Annotated in this window: 16 protein-coding genes; all 16 read left to right on the top strand. The window is 59.7% G+C overall.

Annotated features, from left to right (window positions below; genetic code table 11):
• Positions 1-19 precede the first annotated feature (19 nt).
• The 16 genes from nuoG to FCN80_RS16735 all read left to right on the top strand — a co-directional run bounded on the left by nuoG (position 20) and on the right by FCN80_RS16735 (position 18,397).
• Complete coding sequence (gene nuoG / locus FCN80_RS16660; RefSeq protein ID WP_136991300.1) at positions 20-2,749, top strand: NADH-quinone oxidoreductase subunit NuoG; 2,730 nt, start codon at positions 20-22, stop codon at positions 2,747-2,749.
• Entirely contained in the window at positions 2,746-3,723 is a 978-nt protein-coding gene (gene nuoH / locus FCN80_RS16665; RefSeq protein ID WP_136991301.1) for an NADH-quinone oxidoreductase subunit NuoH, read from the top strand. The genes nuoG and nuoH overlap by 4 nt, the downstream gene beginning before the upstream one ends.
• Positions 3,724-3,737: 14 nt before the next feature.
• A complete protein-coding gene (nuoI, locus tag FCN80_RS16670; RefSeq protein WP_136991302.1) occupies positions 3,738-4,280 on the top strand; it encodes an NADH-quinone oxidoreductase subunit NuoI in 543 nt (180 codons plus the stop codon).
• Between the two features lie 10 nt (positions 4,281-4,290).
• Positions 4,291-4,851, top strand: a complete 561-nt coding sequence (gene nuoJ / locus FCN80_RS16675; protein WP_136991303.1) for an NADH-quinone oxidoreductase subunit J — start codon at positions 4,291-4,293, stop codon at positions 4,849-4,851.
• Positions 4,848-5,150, top strand: coding sequence for an NADH-quinone oxidoreductase subunit NuoK (gene nuoK, locus FCN80_RS16680; RefSeq protein ID WP_136991304.1), 303 nt, complete (start codon positions 4,848-4,850; stop codon positions 5,148-5,150). Before nuoJ ends, nuoK begins: the two co-directional genes overlap by 4 nt.
• Positions 5,147-6,988 carry an NADH-quinone oxidoreductase subunit L gene (nuoL, locus tag FCN80_RS16685; protein WP_136991305.1) on the top strand — a complete coding sequence of 614 codons (1,842 nt, stop codon included), beginning with the start codon at positions 5,147-5,149 and terminating at the stop codon, positions 6,986-6,988. Before nuoK ends, nuoL begins: the two co-directional genes overlap by 4 nt.
• A 127-nt stretch (positions 6,989-7,115) precedes the next feature.
• On the top strand, positions 7,116-8,651 hold the full coding sequence (gene nuoM / locus FCN80_RS16690) for an NADH-quinone oxidoreductase subunit M (RefSeq protein ID WP_136991306.1): 1,536 nt from the start codon (positions 7,116-7,118) through the stop codon (positions 8,649-8,651).
• A gap of 6 nt (positions 8,652-8,657) precedes the next feature.
• On the top strand, positions 8,658-10,115 hold the full coding sequence (nuoN, locus tag FCN80_RS16695; protein ID WP_136991307.1) for an NADH-quinone oxidoreductase subunit NuoN: 1,458 nt from the start codon (positions 8,658-8,660) through the stop codon (positions 10,113-10,115).
• Positions 10,116-10,427: 312 nt separating this feature from the next.
• Positions 10,428-12,362 carry an FTR1 family iron permease gene (locus FCN80_RS16700; RefSeq protein ID WP_136991308.1) on the top strand — a complete coding sequence of 645 codons (1,935 nt, stop codon included), beginning with the start codon at positions 10,428-10,430 and terminating at the stop codon, positions 12,360-12,362.
• A 45-nt stretch (positions 12,363-12,407) separates the two neighbouring features.
• Positions 12,408-12,935 carry an iron transporter gene (locus FCN80_RS16705; RefSeq protein WP_373880344.1) on the top strand — a complete coding sequence of 176 codons (528 nt, stop codon included), beginning with the start codon at positions 12,408-12,410 and terminating at the stop codon, positions 12,933-12,935.
• A 103-nt stretch (positions 12,936-13,038) separates the two neighbouring features.
• Positions 13,039-14,424, top strand: coding sequence for a Fe-S-containing protein (locus tag FCN80_RS16710; RefSeq protein ID WP_136991309.1), 1,386 nt, complete (start codon positions 13,039-13,041; stop codon positions 14,422-14,424).
• A 3-nt stretch (positions 14,425-14,427) separates the two neighbouring features.
• Positions 14,428-15,717, top strand: a complete 1,290-nt coding sequence (locus tag FCN80_RS16715; RefSeq protein ID WP_136991310.1) for an ABC transporter permease — start codon at positions 14,428-14,430, stop codon at positions 15,715-15,717.
• A complete protein-coding gene (locus FCN80_RS16720; protein ID WP_230492723.1) occupies positions 15,707-16,888 on the top strand; it encodes an ABC transporter permease in 1,182 nt (393 codons plus the stop codon). Before FCN80_RS16715 ends, FCN80_RS16720 begins: the two co-directional genes overlap by 11 nt.
• Before the next feature lie 3 nt (positions 16,889-16,891).
• Positions 16,892-17,617 carry an ABC transporter ATP-binding protein gene (locus FCN80_RS16725; RefSeq protein WP_136991311.1) on the top strand — a complete coding sequence of 242 codons (726 nt, stop codon included), beginning with the start codon at positions 16,892-16,894 and terminating at the stop codon, positions 17,615-17,617.
• Positions 17,595-18,098, top strand: coding sequence for a TlpA family protein disulfide reductase (locus FCN80_RS16730; RefSeq protein WP_136991312.1), 504 nt, complete (start codon positions 17,595-17,597; stop codon positions 18,096-18,098). The genes FCN80_RS16725 and FCN80_RS16730 overlap by 23 nt, the downstream gene beginning before the upstream one ends.
• Entirely contained in the window at positions 18,095-18,397 is a 303-nt protein-coding gene (locus FCN80_RS16735) for a c-type cytochrome (protein WP_136991313.1), read from the top strand. The genes FCN80_RS16730 and FCN80_RS16735 overlap by 4 nt, the downstream gene beginning before the upstream one ends.
• The last annotated feature ends 89 nt before the right edge of the window (positions 18,398-18,486 follow it).

Here is an 18,486-nt window from a genome sequence, read left to right on the forward strand (position 1 = left end):
ACACGGAAGCATGCTGACTATGGCTACCATTCATGTAGACGGCAAAGAATACGAGGTGAGCGGGTCGGACAATCTGTTACAAGCTTGTCTTTCCCTTGGCCTCGATATTCCCTATTTTTGCTGGCATCCGGCGCTGGGCAGCGTCGGCGCTTGCCGCCAATGCGCGGTCAAGCAATACCAAAACGCCGATGATACCCGCGGCCGGTTGGTCATGTCCTGTATGACGCCGGCTTCGGACGGCACCTTTATTTCCATCGCCGACGACGAAGCCAAACAGTTTCGCAAAAGCGTGGTGGAATGGCTGATGACCAACCATCCCCATGATTGTCCGGTCTGCGAGGAGGGCGGCAATTGCCACCTGCAGGACATGACGGTCATGACGGGCCAGAATTTCCGCCGTTACCGTTTCACCAAGCGCACCCACCGCAATCAGTATCTGGGGCCGTTCATTTCCCACGAAATGAACCGCTGCATCGCCTGTTATCGTTGCGTCCGCTATTATAAAGATTACGCCGACGGCACCGATCTCGGCGTGTATGGCGCCCATGACAACGTTTACTTCGGTCGTCCGGAAGACGGCGCGCTGGAAAGCGAGTTCTCCGGCAATTTAGTGGAAATCTGCCCCACCGGGGTATTTACCGACAAGACCCATTCCGAACGCTACAACCGCAAGTGGGACATGCAGTACGCGCCGAGCGTCTGCCAGCAGTGCAGCGTCGGCTGCAATACCAGCCCTGGTGAGCGCTATGGCGAGCTGCGTCGTATCGAAAACCGCTACAACGGCAGCGTCAACCACTATTTCCTTTGCGACCGCGGCCGGTTCGGCTACGGTTACGTCAATCTCAAGGACCGGCCGCGCCAGCCGCTGCAACGCCGCGGCGACGACTGGATCGGCCTGAATGCCGAACAGGCGATGCAAGGCGCCGCCGATGCGTTGCGGCGCGCCAAAAAGATGATTGGCATCGGTTCGCCCCGGGCCAGCGTGGAAAGCAATTTCGCCTTGCGCGAACTGGTGGGCGCCGATAATTTCTATACCGGTCTGGCCGCCGGCGAGCAGGCGCGGCTGGCGTTGATGTTGCGCGTATTGCGGGACGGCGGGGTGCGTACCCCATCCTTGCGCGAAGTGGAGAGCTACGACGCCGTGCTGGTGCTGGGCGAGGATTTGACCCAAACCGGCGCCCGCATCGCGTTGGCCGTCCGTCAGGCGGTCAAGGGCAAGGCGCGGGAAATGGCCGCGGCGCAGAAGGTGGCTGACTGGCAGATAGCCGCGGTGCAGACCATTGGCCAGCGCGCCCGCTATCCGTTGTTTGTGACCAACGTCGACGGCACCCGGCTGGACGATATCGCCGCCTGGACCTATTGCGCGCCGGTGGACGATCAGGCCCGACTGGGATTCGCCATCGCCCACGCCCTGGATGAAGCCGCGCCGGCGGTGACGGATCTGGACGGCGCGTTGCTGAGCCGCATCGACATGATCGCGCAAGCCTTGGCCGGCGCCCGCAAACCGTTGATTATCTCAGGCAGCCAGGCCGGCAGCGAGGCCGTCATTGCCGCCGCCGCCAATATCGCCCGCGCGCTAAAACAGCGCGGCGCCGAGGTGGGGATCACGCTGGTCGCCGCCGGGGCCAACAGTATGGGGCTGGCGCTGATGGGCGGCGGGTCCCTGGACGATGCCCTTGAACAACTCGAAGAGGGCGCGGCGGACAGCGTCATCGTGCTGGAAAACGATCTTTACCGGCATGGCCCGGCGCAACGTATCGACGCCGCGCTGGAGAAAGCGGTGAATCTCATCGTGGTGGATCATCAGCGCACCGCCATCATGGACAAGGCCGATTTGATTTTGTCGGCGGCCAGCTTCGCTGAAAGCGATGGCACGCTGGTCAATCAGGAGGGCCGGGCGCAGCGCTTCTTCCAGGTTTTCGATCCCGCCTATTACCAAAACGATACCGTGATGCTGGAAAGCTGGCGTTGGCTGCATTCCCTGCATTCGACCTACCTCAATCGCCGGGTGGACTGGACGCAACTGGATCATGTCATTTCGGCGTGCGCCGACGCCTTGCCGCAATTGGCCGGCATCGTTGATGCGGCGCCGGACGCCGCTTTCCGCGTCAGCGGCCAGAAACTGGCCCGCGAGCCCCATCGCTACAGCGGCCGGACCGCCATGCGCGCCAACATTAATGTGCATGAACCTCGTCAGCCGCAGGATCAGGATACCATGTTCGCGTTTTCCATGGAGGGCAACAACAGCCCGCTGGCGCCGAGCGGGCAAGTGGCGTTCGCCTGGGCGCCGGGCTGGAATTCGCCGCAGGCCTGGAACAAATTCCAGGATGAAGTGGGCGGCCATCTGCGGCACGGCGATCCGGGCGTGCGCCTGTTGGCGCCGACCGACGGCGAAGGGGCCTATTTCACCGTGATTCCGCCGGCGTTTGCGCCGTCCGCCGATGATAAGTGGCGGATCGCCCCTTATTACCATTTGTTCGGCAGCGAAGAAACCTCGCAGCGTTCGGCGGTTATCCAGGAACGGATGCCGAGTCCGTATGCGGCCCTTAATCGCCGGGACGCCGAGCGTCTGGGCGTCAATAGCGGCACGGTGATTGAGTTTAGTTGCGCCGGCCAGGCCGTGCGCCTGCCGGTCAGGTTCAGCGAAGCATTGGCCGCGGGCCAGATCGGGTTGCCGCTGGGGCTGCCCGGCATTCCGCCGGTATGGGTGGGGCAAACAGCCGAAAATCTGCGGGAGGCGGCGCTATGAGTTGGCTAACATCGGATGTGATCGACGCCATCCTGACCGTAATCAAGGCCATCGTGATTTTGCTGGTGGTGGTATCTTGCGGGGCGTTCATGAGTTTCATCGAACGCCGGCTGCTGGGCTTGTTCCAAAACCGTTACGGGCCGAACCGGGTGGGGTGGGGCGGCTCGCTGCAACTGGTGGCGGACATGCTGAAAATGTTCTTCAAGGAGGACTGGATACCGCCGTTCGCCGATCGCATGATCTTCACCTTGGCGCCGGTTATCGCCTTCACCGCGCTGCTGCTGTCGTTCGCCGTGGTGCCGGTCAGCGCCAGTTGGGTCGTCGCCGATTTGAATATCGGCGTGCTGTTCTTCCTGATGATGGCCGGCCTGGGCGTCTACGCGGTACTGTTCGCCGGCTGGTCCAGCAATAACAAGTATTCTCTGCTCGGCGCCATGCGCGCCTCGGCGCAAACCCTCAGCTATGAAGTCTTTCTCGGACTGTCGCTCATGGGGGTGGTGGCCAGGGCCGGTTCGTTCAAACTGGGGGATATCGTCGCCTCCCAGGCCCATCTGTGGAACATCATTCCGCAGTTCTTCGGCTTCGCCACGTTTGTGCTGGCGGGCATCGCGGTCTGTCACCGGCATCCGTTCGATCAGCCGGAGGCTGAGCAAGAATTGGCCGATGGCTATCATATCGAATATTCCGGCATGAAATTCGGCTTGTTTTTCGTTGGCGAATATATCGGTATCGTGACGGTTTCCGCCCTGATCGTAACGCTGTTTTTTGGCGGCTGGCAGGGGCCGTTCCTGCCCTCGTTCGTCTGGTTCGCCATCAAGACCGCCTTCTTCATGATGATGTTTATCCTGATTCGCGCGGCGTTGCCCCGACCGCGTTATGATCAGGTGATGGCTTTCGGCTGGAAAATCTGCCTGCCGTTGACGCTGTTAAACCTGCTGGCGACAGCGGCGGTCGTCTTGTACAACGCTCAATAAGGGGTGAGAAAACCATGACATTAAAAGAGTTGGTTGTGGGTTGCGGCACCCAGCTACGCAGTATTTGGTTGATCGGTATGCAGGCGTTCAGCAAGCGCGAAACCCAGATGTATCCCGATGTACCGGTCAATCCGCCGCCCCGTTTTCGCGGCCGTATCGTCCTGACCCGGGATCCGGACGGCCAGGAGCGCTGCGTGGCCTGCAATTTGTGCGCCGTTGCCTGTCCGGTATCCTGTATTTCCCTGCAAAAAGCTGAAACCGTGGACGGGCGCTGGTATCCGGAATTCTTTCGCATCAATTTTTCCCGCTGCATCTTCTGCGGCTTGTGCGAGGAAGCCTGTCCCACCACGGCTATTCAACTGACGCCGGATTTCGAAATGGGCGAGTATCGGCGGCAGGACCTGGTCTACGAGAAAGAAAATCTGCTGATCTCCGGACCGGGCAAATACCCGGAATACAATTTCTACCGGATGGCCGGTATGGCGATCGCCGGCAAAGACAAGGGCGAGGCGGAAAACGAAGCCAAGCCTATCGATGTCAAGGCGTTGCTGCCCTAAGGAGTTAAGCATGGAAGTCGCTTTTTATATAGCCGGGCTGGTGGCGATACTGGCCACATTGCGGGTGATAACCCATACGCACCCGGTTCGCGCACTGCTCTACCTGATTGTCTCGCTATTGGCCATTGCCTGCGTGTTCTTCACGCTCGGCGCCTATTTTGCCGGCGCGCTGGAAATTATCGTCTATGCCGGCGCCATCATGGTGCTGTTCGTGTTTGTGGTCATGATGCTCAACCTGGGGGCGTCCACGGTCCGGCAGGAACGCGACTGGCTGACGCCGTCGACCTGGATAGGGCCGGGGATTTTGTCGCTATTGTTGCTCTGGGCCCTGATCCGCGCCATTTCCGGGTTGTCCGGGCATGAGATCAACGGCGAAATGATCAGTGCCAAAGCCGTGGGCACCACCTTGTTCGGGCCCTACGTGCTGGCGGTGGAACTGGCTTCCATGCTGTTGCTGGCCGGTCTGGTGGTGGCGTTTCATTTGGGACGCGAAGACCGGGAAGGGGACGCTCAATCCCGCGGGCCGAAGATCGGCGATGCGGTAAAAAGAAAATCGGAGGAGCAAGCATGATCCCGTTAACCCACGGACTCATTCTGGCCGCCATTCTGTTTGTTCTCGGCCTGACGGGCATGTTGATCCGCCGCAATCTGCTGTTCATGCTGCTGGGTTTGGAAGTCATGATTAACGCCGCCGCCCTGGCCTTTGTGGTGGCGGGCAGTTACTGGGGGCAGGCTGACGGGCAGGTGATGTATATTCTCGCCATCAGTCTCGGCGCGGCCGAGGCCAGTATTGGTTTGGCGTTGTTGCTGCAACTGCATCGCCGCCGCCAGAACCTGAATATCGATAAAGTCAGCGAGATGCACGGATGAACCTACTTTACTTAACCATTCTGTTTCCCTTGCTGGGATACCTGTTGCTGGCGTTTTCCCGCGGCCGCTGGTCGGAAAATGCGTCGGCCGTCGTCGGGGTCGGGTCGGTGGGGCTGGCCGCGCTCACCGCCTGTTGGGTGGCGCTGGATTTTCTCGGCCATCGGGCCGGCGACAGCGCGGTATTCACCCAGCCGCTCTGGACCTGGATGCAGGTGGATCACTTTAAGATCGCCGTCACGCTAAGCCTGGATGGCCTGTCCCTGACCATGCTGTCGGTGGTTACCGGCGTCGGGTTTTTCATCCATCTGTTCGCCGCCTGGTATATGCGCGGCGAAGAGGGCTACTCGCGCTTTTTCGCTTACACCAATTTATTTATCGCCAGCATGGTATTGCTGGTCCTGGCGGACAACCTGTTGCTGATGTATCTGGGCTGGGAAGGCGTGGGGCTGTGCAGTTATCTGCTGATCGGTTTCTTCTACACCGAGTCGAAAAACGGCGCCGCGGCGATGAAAGCCTTTATCGTCACCCGTGTCGGCGACGTGTTGCTGGCTTTCGCGCTGTTTATCCTGTTCACCCAGTTGGGCACCCTCAATTTCCGCGAGATGGCCGAGCTGGCGCCGCAGCATATAGCGGGTTCCCCGGCCATTTTCTGGGCGACGCTGATGCTGCTGGGCGGCGCCGTGGGTAAATCGGCGCAACTGCCGTTACAAACCTGGCTGGCGGACGCGATGGCCGGCCCGACGCCGGTGTCGGCGCTTATCCATGCCGCCACCATGGTCACCGCCGGGGTCTATTTGATCGCCCGCACCCACGGCTTGTTCCTGATGGCGCCGGAAGTCTTGCATCTGGTGGGCATTGTCGGCGCCATCACCTTGGTGCTGGCGGGGTTCGCCGCGCTGGTGCAGACCGATATCAAACGCGTGCTGGCGTATTCGACCATGAGCCAGATAGGCTACATGTTTCTGGCGCTGGGCGTGCAGGCGTGGGATGCGGCCATTTTCCACCTGATGACCCATGCGTTTTTCAAAGCACTGCTTTTCCTGTCCTCCGGCTCGGTGATCCTGGCCTGCCACCACGAACAGAACATCTTCAAAATGGGCGGCCTGCGCAAATCCCTTCCGCTGGTCTATGCCTGCTTCCTGGTGGGCGGCGCGGCGTTGTCGGCCCTGCCGCTGGTGACCGCCGGGTTTTTCAGTAAGGACGAGATTCTGTGGGGCGCGCTGGCCAACGGCAATATCAACCTTGAACTGGCGGGCGTGGTCGGGGCGTTCCTCACCTCGATTTATACCTTCCGTATGATTTTTATTGTTTTCCATGGCAAAGAACAGATCAAGGCCCATCCCGGCAAAGGCGTCAGCCACCACTTGCCGCTGGTGGTGCTGCTGGTGTTGTCCACCTTTGTCGGCGGCATGATTACCCCGCCGCTGGCCGGGGTTTTGCCGGCGCCGCATGGGGGCGAAGAAGGCAAGCTGACCCTGGAGGTCGTCTCCGGCATCGTGGTGGTGATAGGCATTCTTATCGCCGCGGCGCTGTATCTTGGCGAGCGCCGGATGGTGAAATCCATCGCCGCCAGCGTGCCGGGACGGTTACTGACCCTCTGGTGGTATCACGCCTGGGGATTTGACTGGCTCTATGACAAGCTGTTTGTGCGCACTTTTCTGGCGGTGGCCAGGCTGCTGCGTCGCGATCCCCTCAACGGGCTGATGAATATTCCAGCGATAATGGCCCGTTGGGGTGGCCGTGCCCTGGTGTTGAGCGAAAACGGACAGGTGCGCTGGTACGCGGCTTCCATGAGTCTGGGCGCGGTCATTGTGGTGGCGCTGTTGATTCTGATTTGACGGCGGCCCACCGGCGGTCTGCGGGAACGACATTGCGAATGCACTGGGCGGGGGAGCGGAATGGTTAGCCGGTCCGCCGTCCAACAGCGAAATTTCAGGTTTTTATTATTAAGGGACGCATAACGCCATGCTATTACCTTGGCTGATACTTTTCCCCTTTATCGGCGGTCTGCTTTGTTGGCAAAGCGAGCGATTCGGCACCCGGGTGCCGCGCTGGATTGCCGTGATCGCCATGGGGCTCACACTGGCGCTTTCCCTGCAACTGTGGCTGCAGGGAAAGTACACACTGGTCTCGGCACAGGGGCTGCCGCAATGGCAATCTGAATTTCTGCTGCCATGGGTGCCGCGCTTCGGTATCGCTTTCCATCTGGCGCTGGACGGACTATCGCTGCTGATGGTGGTGCTGACCAGTCTGCTGGGGGTGTTGGCCATACTCTGCTCCTGGCGGGAAATCCAACGTTATCAGGGATTCTTTCATCTCAACCTGCTGTGGATACTGGGCGGGGTTATCGGGGTGTTTCTGGCTATCGACATGTTCCTGTTCTTCTTCTTCTGGGAAATGATGTTGGTGCCGATGTATTTTCTGATAGCGCTATGGGGACATCGCGCCTCCGACGGGAAAACCCGTATCGCCGCCGCCACCAAATTCTTTATCTATACTCAGGCCAGCGGGCTGCTGATGCTGGTTGCCATTTTGGGCTTGGTGTTCGTGCATTACCATGCCACCGGTATTTGGTCCTTCAATTATGAAGACTTGCTGCACACGCCCATGTCCCGGACGGTTGAATTTTTGCTGATGCTGGGATTCTTTGTGGCCTTTGCGGTGAAAATGCCGGTGGTGCCTTTGCACGGCTGGCTGCCCGATGCCCACAGCCAGGCGCCCACCGCCGGTTCCGTCGACTTGGCGGGGATATTGCTCAAAACCGCGGCTTACGGCCTGCTGCGTTTCAGTTTGCCGCTATTCCCCCATGCCTCCCACGCATTTGCGCCGGTGGCCATGTGGCTTGGGGTGATAGGCATTTTCTACGGCGCCTGGATGGCTTTCGCCCAAACCGATATTAAACGCCTGATTGCCTATACCAGCGTGTCGCACATGGGGTTTGTGATGGTGGCCATTTATAGCGGCAGCCAACTGGCCTACCAGGGCGCGGTGGTGCAAATGATTGCCCACGGCCTGTCCGCCGCCGGGATGTTCATTATCTGCGGACAACTTTACGAACGCCTGCATACCCGCGATATGCGCCAGATGGGCGGCTTATGGGGGCGTCTGAAGCTGCTGCCGGCGCTGACCCTGTTCTTCGCCGTGGCGACGCTTGGTATGCCGGGTACCGGCAACTTCGTCGGCGAGTTCATGATTCTGTTCGGCAGTTTCCCGGTGGTCCCGACCATTACGGTGATCTCCGCCTTCGGCTTGGTGTTTGCCTCGGTGTACTCGCTTATCATGATGCAGCGCGCTTACTACGGACCGGCCAAATCCAGCGAGGCCCTGCCCGGCATGTCCGCGCGCGAGGTGGCAATCATCATGCTGCTGGTGGTGCTGCTGGTGCTGCTGGGATGTTTCCCGCAGGCGGTGCTGCAGACATCGCAGGCGGCGATGAACAACATACAGCATTGGTTTGCGCTGAATGATACAGGTTCAACAATTTTAACAACAAGGCCGTAATTCGCCATGACAATAACTCCTCAACAACTGATCGCACTGTTGCCGCTGTTGATCGTCGGATTGACGGTGGTGGTTGTGATGCTGTGCATTGCCTGGCGGCGCGACCACTTCATTAATGCCACCCTGACGGTCATCGGCCTCAACCTGGCATTGCTGTCGCTGTTTTTCGTCGGCCATGTGGCGCCCCTGGAGGTCACTCCGCTTATCCGGGTCGACGGGTACTCGATGTTCTACACCGCGCTGGTGCTGGCCGCCAGCCTGGCCACCAGCACCTTCGCCTATCCCTGGCTGGCCGGTTATCCCGATAACCGCGACGAATTCTATCTGCTGGTGCTGATCGCCGCCATGGGGGGTATCCTGCTGTCGGGGGCCGATCATCTGGGGTCGATGTTTCTGGGCATTGAGCTTATCTCGCTGCCGCTGTTCGGCCTTATCGGCTACGCCTATCGGCAAAAACGGCCCTTTGAAGCCAGTATCAAATACATGCTGCTGTCCGCCGCGGCATCGTCGTTCCTGTTGTTTGGCATGGCGCTGGTGTATGCCGATTCAGGCAGCCTGTCGTTTGTCTCCCTGGGGCAGAAACTGGATGACGCCATGCTGCACGATCCGTTACTGCTGGCGGGACTGGGCATGATGATTGTCGGTTTCGGTTTCAAGTTGTCGCTGGTGCCTTTCCATTTATGGACGCCGGATGTCTACCAGGGCGCTCCGGCGCCGGTATCGACCTTCCTGGCCACCGCCAGCAAAGTGGCGATATTCGCGGTGTTGATGCGGCTGTTCCTTTACGCCCCGGTGGCAAGCAGCGATACGTTGCGCCTGGTGCTCGGGATTATCGCGTTCTGCTCCATTCTGTTCGGCAACCTGATGGCCCTTAGCCAAAGCAATATCAAACGGTTGCTGGGCTACTCGTCCATCGCTCACCTGGGCTATATGCTGGTGGGGCTCATTGCCGTGCAGGCGCACCTGTTGTCCATGGAAGCCATAGGCGTTTATCTGGCCGGCTATCTATTTAGCAGCCTGGGCGCGTTCGGCGTGGTCAGCCTGATGTCCAGTCCCTACACCGGACCGGACGCCGATTCGCTGTTTTCCTATCGCGGACTGTTCTGGCATAAACCTATCCTGTCGGCGGTCATGACCGTGATGATGCTGTCGCTGGCCGGTATTCCCATGACGCTCGGATTCATCGGCAAATTTTATGTATTAGCGGCCGGTGTCAGCGCCCACCTCTGGTGGCTGACGGGGACCGTGGTGGTGGGGAGCGCCATCGGCCTGTATTATTATTTGCGGGTGATGGTCAGCCTGTATCTGAGTCCGCCGGAAAAATTACGGCGCGATACCCCCAGCAACTGGGCGTTGACCGCCGGCGGCGTGGTGGTGTTGATTTCCTCGCTGCTGGTGTTGCTGTTGGGGATTTTCCCACAGCCCCTGATTACGCTGGTGCGCCTGGCCCAGCCGTTTATGTGATTGGCCCTTCGCCCGGTGTCCTGCGGCAAGGCTGGACACCGGGCGAATGTGTTGCCGGCCTTGCCTGTTTCCCGTGTTCCATCGCCCTTTTCCGCGCGTGTTTTTTTCCCGATCCTGGTGCCAATCCGCCTGAATGCCTTAACCGGCGTTCATCTTTGAAGCATTCCGCTTACTGCCGGGCGCAAGGCTAACGGCGGGTGAAAGACGACAAATACTTATCGTTAAAAAAAACATTATTGACGCTTGTCATTGTTTGATGATGATATTTAGTGATAATGCTAATAAATCTCATTGACTTTTGGTATGCGTTTCATGTCTGTTTCTTTGAGGAAGTCTCTGCTGGGCGGCCTGATTTGGCTGCTCGGCATCGCCTGCGCCTGGTCGGCCGACGACTATCAATCCTGGGTCAAAGACATCCAGGGGCGTCTGGACACCACCGCCCAGCTTTATCAGCAACAGCAAAAGGACGCTGCCCGTCGCGAAGTGCAAATGGCCTATTTCGAGGTGTTCGAAAACCTGGAAGGGCCGATCCGCATGAATATTTCGGCCCAGAAAAGCTACCAGATGGAAAGCCAGTTCGGCGAAATTCGCCAGATGATCAGCGAGGGCAAGCCCCTGGCCGATGTGCAGGGGCAGATCAATAATCTGAAAAGCGAGTTGACTGACGTGCTGCCGGCCCTGACCGGCGGCCGGCAAATGGCCGATACCGAGCAGAATGCGGTGTACGGCAACGGGAAGATCGCCCTCTACTGGCAGCAAACCTACAAAGTCATTGACGACCAATTAGCCAAAGCCTTGTCGCAATACCAGCAGGGACACTATGACGATGCCAGTCAAAGCGTTCAGCAGGCTTATTTCCAGGGATTTAAAAATTCCGAAATGGAAATGTCGGTGCGCAATAACCGGTCCTCCCAGCAGGCCGCGGCCATCAGCCAGCAATTTTCCGCCCTGGTCAACCTGGCGAAACAGCCGGGCCAACTGACCGCCGTGGCGTATGCGGATACCAGTTTGCTGCAAGATCTCGAAGATGTGTTGCCGGGGCTTCCCACCACCCGACCTGACCAACCGGTAACGGCCGCCGCAGCGCCCGCGACGGCGAATGCCGATACCACCCCGGACGCGGACTGGCGGCAGGTGGGCGCCGAGATTGATCACGCCGTCGCCGCGGCCATCGCCCAATACCAGGCCGGCCACGCCAAAGAGGGAATGGAGGCCATCCAGGACGCCTACTTTGATCATTTCGAAGGCAGCGGCATGGAAAACAAGATCGGCTCGCGGGATACGGCGTTTAAAACCAGTCTGGAAGGGTATTTCACCCGGCTGGTCAGTCTGATGAAGGCCGGCCAGCCGGTGGACAAACTTCAGGAGCAAGCCAACGCCCTCAGCCGGGACTTGTCCAAAGCGGCGGGTATGCTGGGGTCGGGCGGACAGAGCCGCTGGAGCCTGTTTATCTATAGCTTGCTGATAATCGTGCGCGAAGGCCTGGAAGCGCTGCTCATTGTGGCGGCCATCATTGCCTACTTGGTGAAAAACAACCATCAAGACAAGTTGCCGATGATCCGGCAATCGGTGTGGGTGGCCCTGGCGGCCAGTGTCGTCACCGCCGCGCTATTCCAATGGCTGTTTGAAAACTCCGGCGCCAACCGTGAATTGCTCGAGGGCGGCACCATGATGGTGGCGGTGGTCACCTTATTCTGCATGAGCTACTGGCTGCTCTCCAAGGTGGAGGCCCGCCACTGGAAGGCCTATCTGGAAGGCAAGCTGTCGTTGTCGTTGACCAGCGGTTCGCTGGCCGGCCTGTGGTTTACCAGCTTCCTGGCGGTTTATCGCGAAGGCGCGGAAACCGTGTTGTTTTACTACGCCCTGCTCGGCGATGCCGGCGGCGTCGCCGGTCACTTCGCCGTGCTGGCCGGATTCCTGGTCGGCTGCGTGGCGCTGCTGCTGATGTATCTGCTGATGCGTTACACCGTGGTGAGGTTACCGCTAAAGCCGTTCTTTATGTTTACCGGTTGCTTTATGTACCTGATGGCCTTCGTGTTTGCCGGCCAGGGGGTCTTGGAATTAATCGAAGGGAAACTCTTCGAACCGACACTGCTTAAGTCAGTGCCGGAAATCAGCCTGTTGGGGATTTATCCCTATCTTGAAACGTTAACGCCGCAACTGGTCTTGCTGGTGGCCGCGCTGGTCGCCCTCTGGGTGATGCGCCGGCGCGCCCAGCGAAGCTTACCCAGACAAGAAGCGATGTAGAGCATTTTAATAATAAGCAAGTTTTGTTGACTGAGGATTTCGTTGATGATGAAGATGAATAAAAGCGTGATAGCCGCGGCGCTCGTTGCCGGTTTCGTGAGCATGCCCGCCGTGTTTGCCGCCGAACACCCGGCTGGCGAGGCCATCACCATGAACGGCATGCAAATCGCCGCGGTATACCTGCAACCCATCGAGATGGAACCGCGCGGCATGGGCTTGCCCGCCTCGCAGGCGGATGTTCATCTGGAAACCGATATTCACGCGGTGCAGGGCAATACCAATGGTTTTGGCGCCGGCGAATGGATCCCTTACCTGACCATCAGCTACACCTTGGAAAATACCGATACCGGGGCCAAACAGGACGGGACCTTCATGCCCATGGTCGCCAACGACGGTCCGCATTACGGCCAGAACGTCAAAATGATGGGCGTCGGCAACTATAAAGTGACGTTTCACATCGATCCGCCGCCCAAGGCCGGCATGTACCGCCATACCGATGCCGAAACCGGCGTCGGTCCGTGGTGGAAGCCGTTCGATGTCAGTTACAACTTTAAATATGTCGGCTTGAAATAACCGTTGCCGCCGCGATTGTCGGGCGATCGCGGCTCTCTCGGACTGTCGCAATGGCACGGCGGGCTGTCGCAGCAACACGATTTAACCGTTCCTGGTAAGCGTCATGAATTATTATTTAGTCACCGCTTTTCAAGCTTTTCTGCCGGTGGCGCTGTTATGCGGTTTACACTGGGCGCGCCGTCCCTCGCCCGCGCTGCGCCCAACGATTTGGATAAGTTTGGCGGCCTTGGCCGTCGGCGCCTTGGCCGGCATAGGGATGCCGGCCAATCAAAGCCTGCAACTGGCTGTGACCGTCGCGCAGTTTGTGGCGCTGATTCTGTTTTTGGCCAGTCAGTTCGCGTTTTCCGCTGGGCTCGGTTATTTCTGGCAGGCCCTGTTGCTGGCCGGTGCGGCAATGCATTGGGCGCAGGACCCCAACCTTAGCGCGCTGACGTCCTCGGGTGTCGTTAATACGGATTTGTTGCTCAATCTCAGCGCGTTGGTCTTCGCCGCGGCCGTTCTGGCACTGAGCGCCGCACTGGTGACGCTGGTGGCGCGGCGGTTGCCCCTGTGGCGCTGGCCGTCACTGCTGGCGCTTTTTCTTATTCTGGCGCTACCGCTTAGCGGGCAGGCGCTTTTGCTAATGATGAAGCTGGACATCGTCGCATTAAGCAAGACCCGGCTGAGTTTTGTCGCCCATGTCACCAACGGCAGCCCCTGGCTGAGTTACTTCGGCGCGGCGGTCATGGCGTTTTTGCTGGTGTGTTTTACGCATCCCTTACTGCGCTTGCGCCGTGACTATCAAAGCCAAACATTGGCCATTCCCCGGCGCAAGGCCATCGCCCGCTACCGCGATGCCCGCCGCACCGCCGTCATGTTACTGGCGGCGGCATTGGTCGTGACCGCGGGCCAACTATACTGGGATTTGGTCGCCTCCCAGCCGCCGCGGCTGTCGCAGGCCGTTCCGGTCACGCTGGCCGCCGACGGGCAAGTGCATATTCCCATCGAACACGTGCGCGACGGCAAGCTACACCGTTTCGTCTGGGTGGCGGACGACGGCAAGGCGGTGCGTTTCCTGGTCATCAATCGTTACCCGGACCGCCTGCGGCTGGGCGTGGTGTTCGACGCCTGCTTGCTGTGCGGCGACCAGGGATATGTGATGGAGGGCAATCAGGTGGTGTGCGTCGCCTGCGGCGTGCATATCTTCATCCCGTCCATCGGTAAATCGGGCGGTTGCAACCCCATTCCCATCGCCAACTGGCATAATGATGATAAGCAACTGACGATAACCCGCGCGGATCTCGAAACGGGAATGAAATACTTCACCACCATCGTGACTTTACATGTCACCGATCCGGTGGATGGCAGCTCGCTGACCAACATCAAGGCCGAATACAAGTACCGTTATGGCGGGAAAATGTATTTCTTCGCCAGCGAGGCCAATTATAACCGTTTCCGCGCCCGGCCGGAGCAGTTCGTTCCGGCCGCCGCCGGCGCGGCGGGGGAATAAGCTATGTTGTGGCGTATGTTACGGCAGTCGTGGTGCAGAAATATCCGGCGCAAATCGCTGGCGGTACTCGCGGTTTTCCTGGCCGCCGGGTTGATCTCCGCGTTATTGGCGGTTTCCATCAATATCGGCGATAAAATGGCGCGCGAGCTGAAATCCTATGGCGCCAATATCCTGATTGAACCGGCCGGACAGGCCGCCCTGCCGACCGGCTTCGGCCGACACGACGAACTGCTGTCCGGCGGAGATCTTCTCGATCAGTCGGAGCTTCCCAACATCAAGGACATTTTCTGGCGTAACAACATCATCGGTTTTGCGCCTTCGTTGAACGGCGATGTCATTGTGGACGGCAAAACCGTGCCGGTATTGGGTACCTTTTTCTCCCAGCCGGTGAATGTCCCGGATGAACCGGATTACCACACCGGTCAAGAAGTCATCAGCCCGTACTGGCGGGTCGCCGGCCGTTATCCCCACGAACCCCTGGCGGCTGGACAGCAGCCTGAGGCCCTGGTGGGCCGGCAACTGGCCCAGCGCACTGGCTGGAAAACCGGGGATGTGCTCACGTTGCAAGGCGATCATGCCCCCTTGCAAGTCCGTATCAGCGGCGTGTTGACCAGCGGCGGCGAAGAGGAGGAACGCCTGGTTATGCCCCTGGCGGCGGTCCAGCAATTGCTGGGGCTGGCCGGCAAGGTACAGTCGGTGCGGGTATCGGCGCTTACCGTGCCGGAAAACGATTTATCCCGGCGCGCCAGGGATGATCCCACCAGTCTGACGGCGGCCGAATATGATCGCTGGTATTGCACCGCGTTTGTTTCCTCCATCGCCCATCAACTGGAGGAGGCGATATCCGGTTCGGTGGTCCATCCCATCTGGCAGGTGGCGGCATCCGAAGGGGTCGTTATCGAGAAGATACAATTGCTGCTGGCGGTGGTGACCCTGGCGGCGCTGGCGGCGTCGGCCATGGGAATCGCCTCGCTGATGACCAGCACCATCATGGAGCGCGCCCGGGAAATCGGCCTGATGAAAGCGTTGGGCGCCCGCCAGTGGCAAATTATGCTGGTGTTTTACCTGGAAGCGGCGATGAGCGGCGCGGTGGGCGGGCTGCTGGGTTGCCTGGCCGGCTGGGGGCTGGCCAAGGCCATCGGCCTGATGCTGTTCGGCGCGCCGCTCAGCTTCGCCTGGATTGTGGTGCCGAGCGTGTTGGTGGTCGCTATTCTTATCGCGCTGGTCGGTACCTGGTTCCCGGCTCGCCGCATCGGCCGGCTTTATCCGGTAGAGGTATTGTATGGCAACTGATTTCGCCGGGGACATGCCGATGGCCGGCACCGGCCGCGCCCGGAGGTTGAATAACCGGATGTTCTGGCTGCTGGTGCTGCGGGCGCTGCGGCTGCGGTTGTCCCGGGTCGCGGTGGTGTTCGCCGCGCTGACGGTAGGGGCGGCCATCGTTACGGCCATGGCGTCGGTTTATTTCGACATCAATGCCAAAATGAGCCAGGAACTGCGCACGTTCGGCGCCAATTTTTACCTGGGACCCGGTCATGGCGCCACGATGCCGATGTCGGTATTGCAGCCCATCATCGATCGGGCGCCGCCCGGCCTTATCGCCGCCGCCAGTCCTTATCTGTATGGCATGGCGCGCACGGAACTGCAAAAAGTGGTGTTGATGGGCGTGTGGTTCGACTCCCTCCCGAAATTGGTGCCCTATTGGCAAGTCAAGGGCGACTGGATTGGCGTTAATTTCGATGACCGACACGCCATGATAGGCGTGAAGCTGGCGGCCATTTTGCATGTCAAGCTGGGCGACCGGGTGACGCTGGTGGATGGCCGTCAAAAGAAAACCCTGCAAATCATGGGTATTGTCGATGCCGGTGACGCCACCGACAATATGTTGATTCTGAACCTGGATCTGGCGCAACAATGGCTGCACCAGCCGGGCCAAGTCACCAACGCCATGTTCAGTGTCGCCGATGACCTCGGCCAGGTGGACGCCTTTGCCCACCGGCTGCAACGCCAATATCCGCAACTGGATGTGCGGCCCATTCTCAAGGTATCGGCGTCGGAAGGACAGGTACTGAATAAAATCAAGGGCCTGATGGGCTTGGTCTCGGTAGTGATCCTGGTGCTGTCGTCCCTGTGCGTGAACACGACCCTGATGGCTATCGTCGGCGAGCGCGCAAAAGAGTTCGCCCTACAAAAAGCCTTGGGCGCCAGCGCGCGCGATATCACACTGCAAATCCTGGCCGAGACCGGCATTATCGCGCTGGCGGCAGTGGTTTGCGGCGTGCTGGCCGGTTTTATTTTGGCGCAGATATTGGGGCATGCGGTGTTCAACGCCTCTATCGCCCTGCGCGCGCCGGTATTACCCATTACGTTGGCGCTTTCCCTGCTGGTGGCGGCGGTGGCGGCCATCGTTCCGGTTCGTCGCGCCCTGCATGTGGTGCCGGCCCTGGTCTTGAAAGGAGAATAAGCTATGGTTTCAGCCGTTCGACTGGTGCAGCCGCCGCGCGCGGCGGATGACGTGATTGAAACGCGAAATCTCTACAAGAGGTTCGGCAAAGTCACGGCGTTGGAAAATATCAATATCCGTATTCAACGCGGGGAATTCGTCGCCATCATGGGGGCTTCCGGTTCGGGGAAAACCACGCTGATGAATATTCTGACCTGCCTGGATACCGCCAGCGAAGGCCAGGTACTGCTGGATGGCGTGGATGCCGCCGGATTGGACGAAGAAGGGCGTCGGGTATTTCGCGCCGACAAAATCGGCCTGGTCTTCCAGCAGTTCCACCTGATCCCCTTTCTCACCGCGCTGGAAAACGTCATGTTGGCGCAGCATTACCATAGCGTGGTGGACGAACAGGCCGCGCGCGCCGTTTTGGAACAAGTCGGTCTTGGCGCCCGCATGGGGCATCTGCCCAGCCAGCTTTCCGGCGGCGAGCAGCAACGGGTGTGCATCGCACGGGCGCTGGTCAACGAGCCGCCGGTTATTTTCGCCGATGAGCCCACCGGCAATCTGGATGAGGAGAACGAACGCCGGGTATTGGACCTGCTGACCGATTTACATCGCCAGGGCCGCACCATCGTTATGGTGACCCATAATCCGGATCTGGGCCGATTCGCCGATCGCATCGTGCGTTTGCAACACGGCAAATACCTTGGCGAGGAGAAAATCCATCATGAAGTGGCATCGCAACGTTAGCCTTATCTGCCTGTTGGCGCTGGCGGCGTTGCTTGCCGGCTGTAAACAGCAAGAGGTCTCTATCGGCTCGCCCGCGCCGTCCCTGGCGGCGTTCGATATCCACGGACAGGCGGCGACCCTTGAGAAGTGGCGGGGCCGGCCGGTCTATTTAACGTTCTGGTCGGCCAGTTGCGGCGGTTGCGCGGCCGAGCTGGCCGCGTTACAGAAACTCACCGAGACCTACGGTGAGCGCGTGGTGGTGGTGGCGGTCAATACGGACCCGCAACAAAAAGATATTTCGCGGTTTCTCGGTCAACTGCATCTGACCTTTCCGGTGGTGCGCGATCAACTGGGCATCACTCAGGAACGCTATAAGGTGGTCGGGACGCCGACGGCTTACTTCATTAACGGGCGGGGGACAGTGGTGGCCGCCCACGAAGGCGCGCAGGGCGAAGACGCCCTGGCGGCGATGTTTCGCGAAACACGGCGGGATCAATCATGAAACGTATGCTATTTACCCTCGCGGCGGCCGGTCTGGCGTATTCGTCCTGGGCGGTGGCCGACGGCGCCCAGACCTATAACCAAAATTGCGCCGATTGCCACGGTCGCAAGGCCAATCAGGTCGCGTTCGGAAAGGCGCCGCCGCTGATTTCCCTATCGCGGCAGCAACTGGTGTCCGGCTTGACCGACCGCCGGGATGGTAAGATTGCCACCAGCGGCGCGGAACAGCGGGCCAAGGAATCCTTAAGCGACGCCGATATTCAGGGACTGGCCGACTATATCCAGACGTTGAAGCACTAGGTCGCGCCGGCGTGTGGGAAAAACGCGCCGCAGGATGGCGGCGTGTATCGGCGGTGCCGGTAAGCTTATCAGGGGGACGCCGGCCGCCA

Source organism: Martelella alba, assembly GCF_005217455.1.
GTDB lineage: Bacteria > Pseudomonadota > Gammaproteobacteria > Enterobacterales > Enterobacteriaceae > Acerihabitans.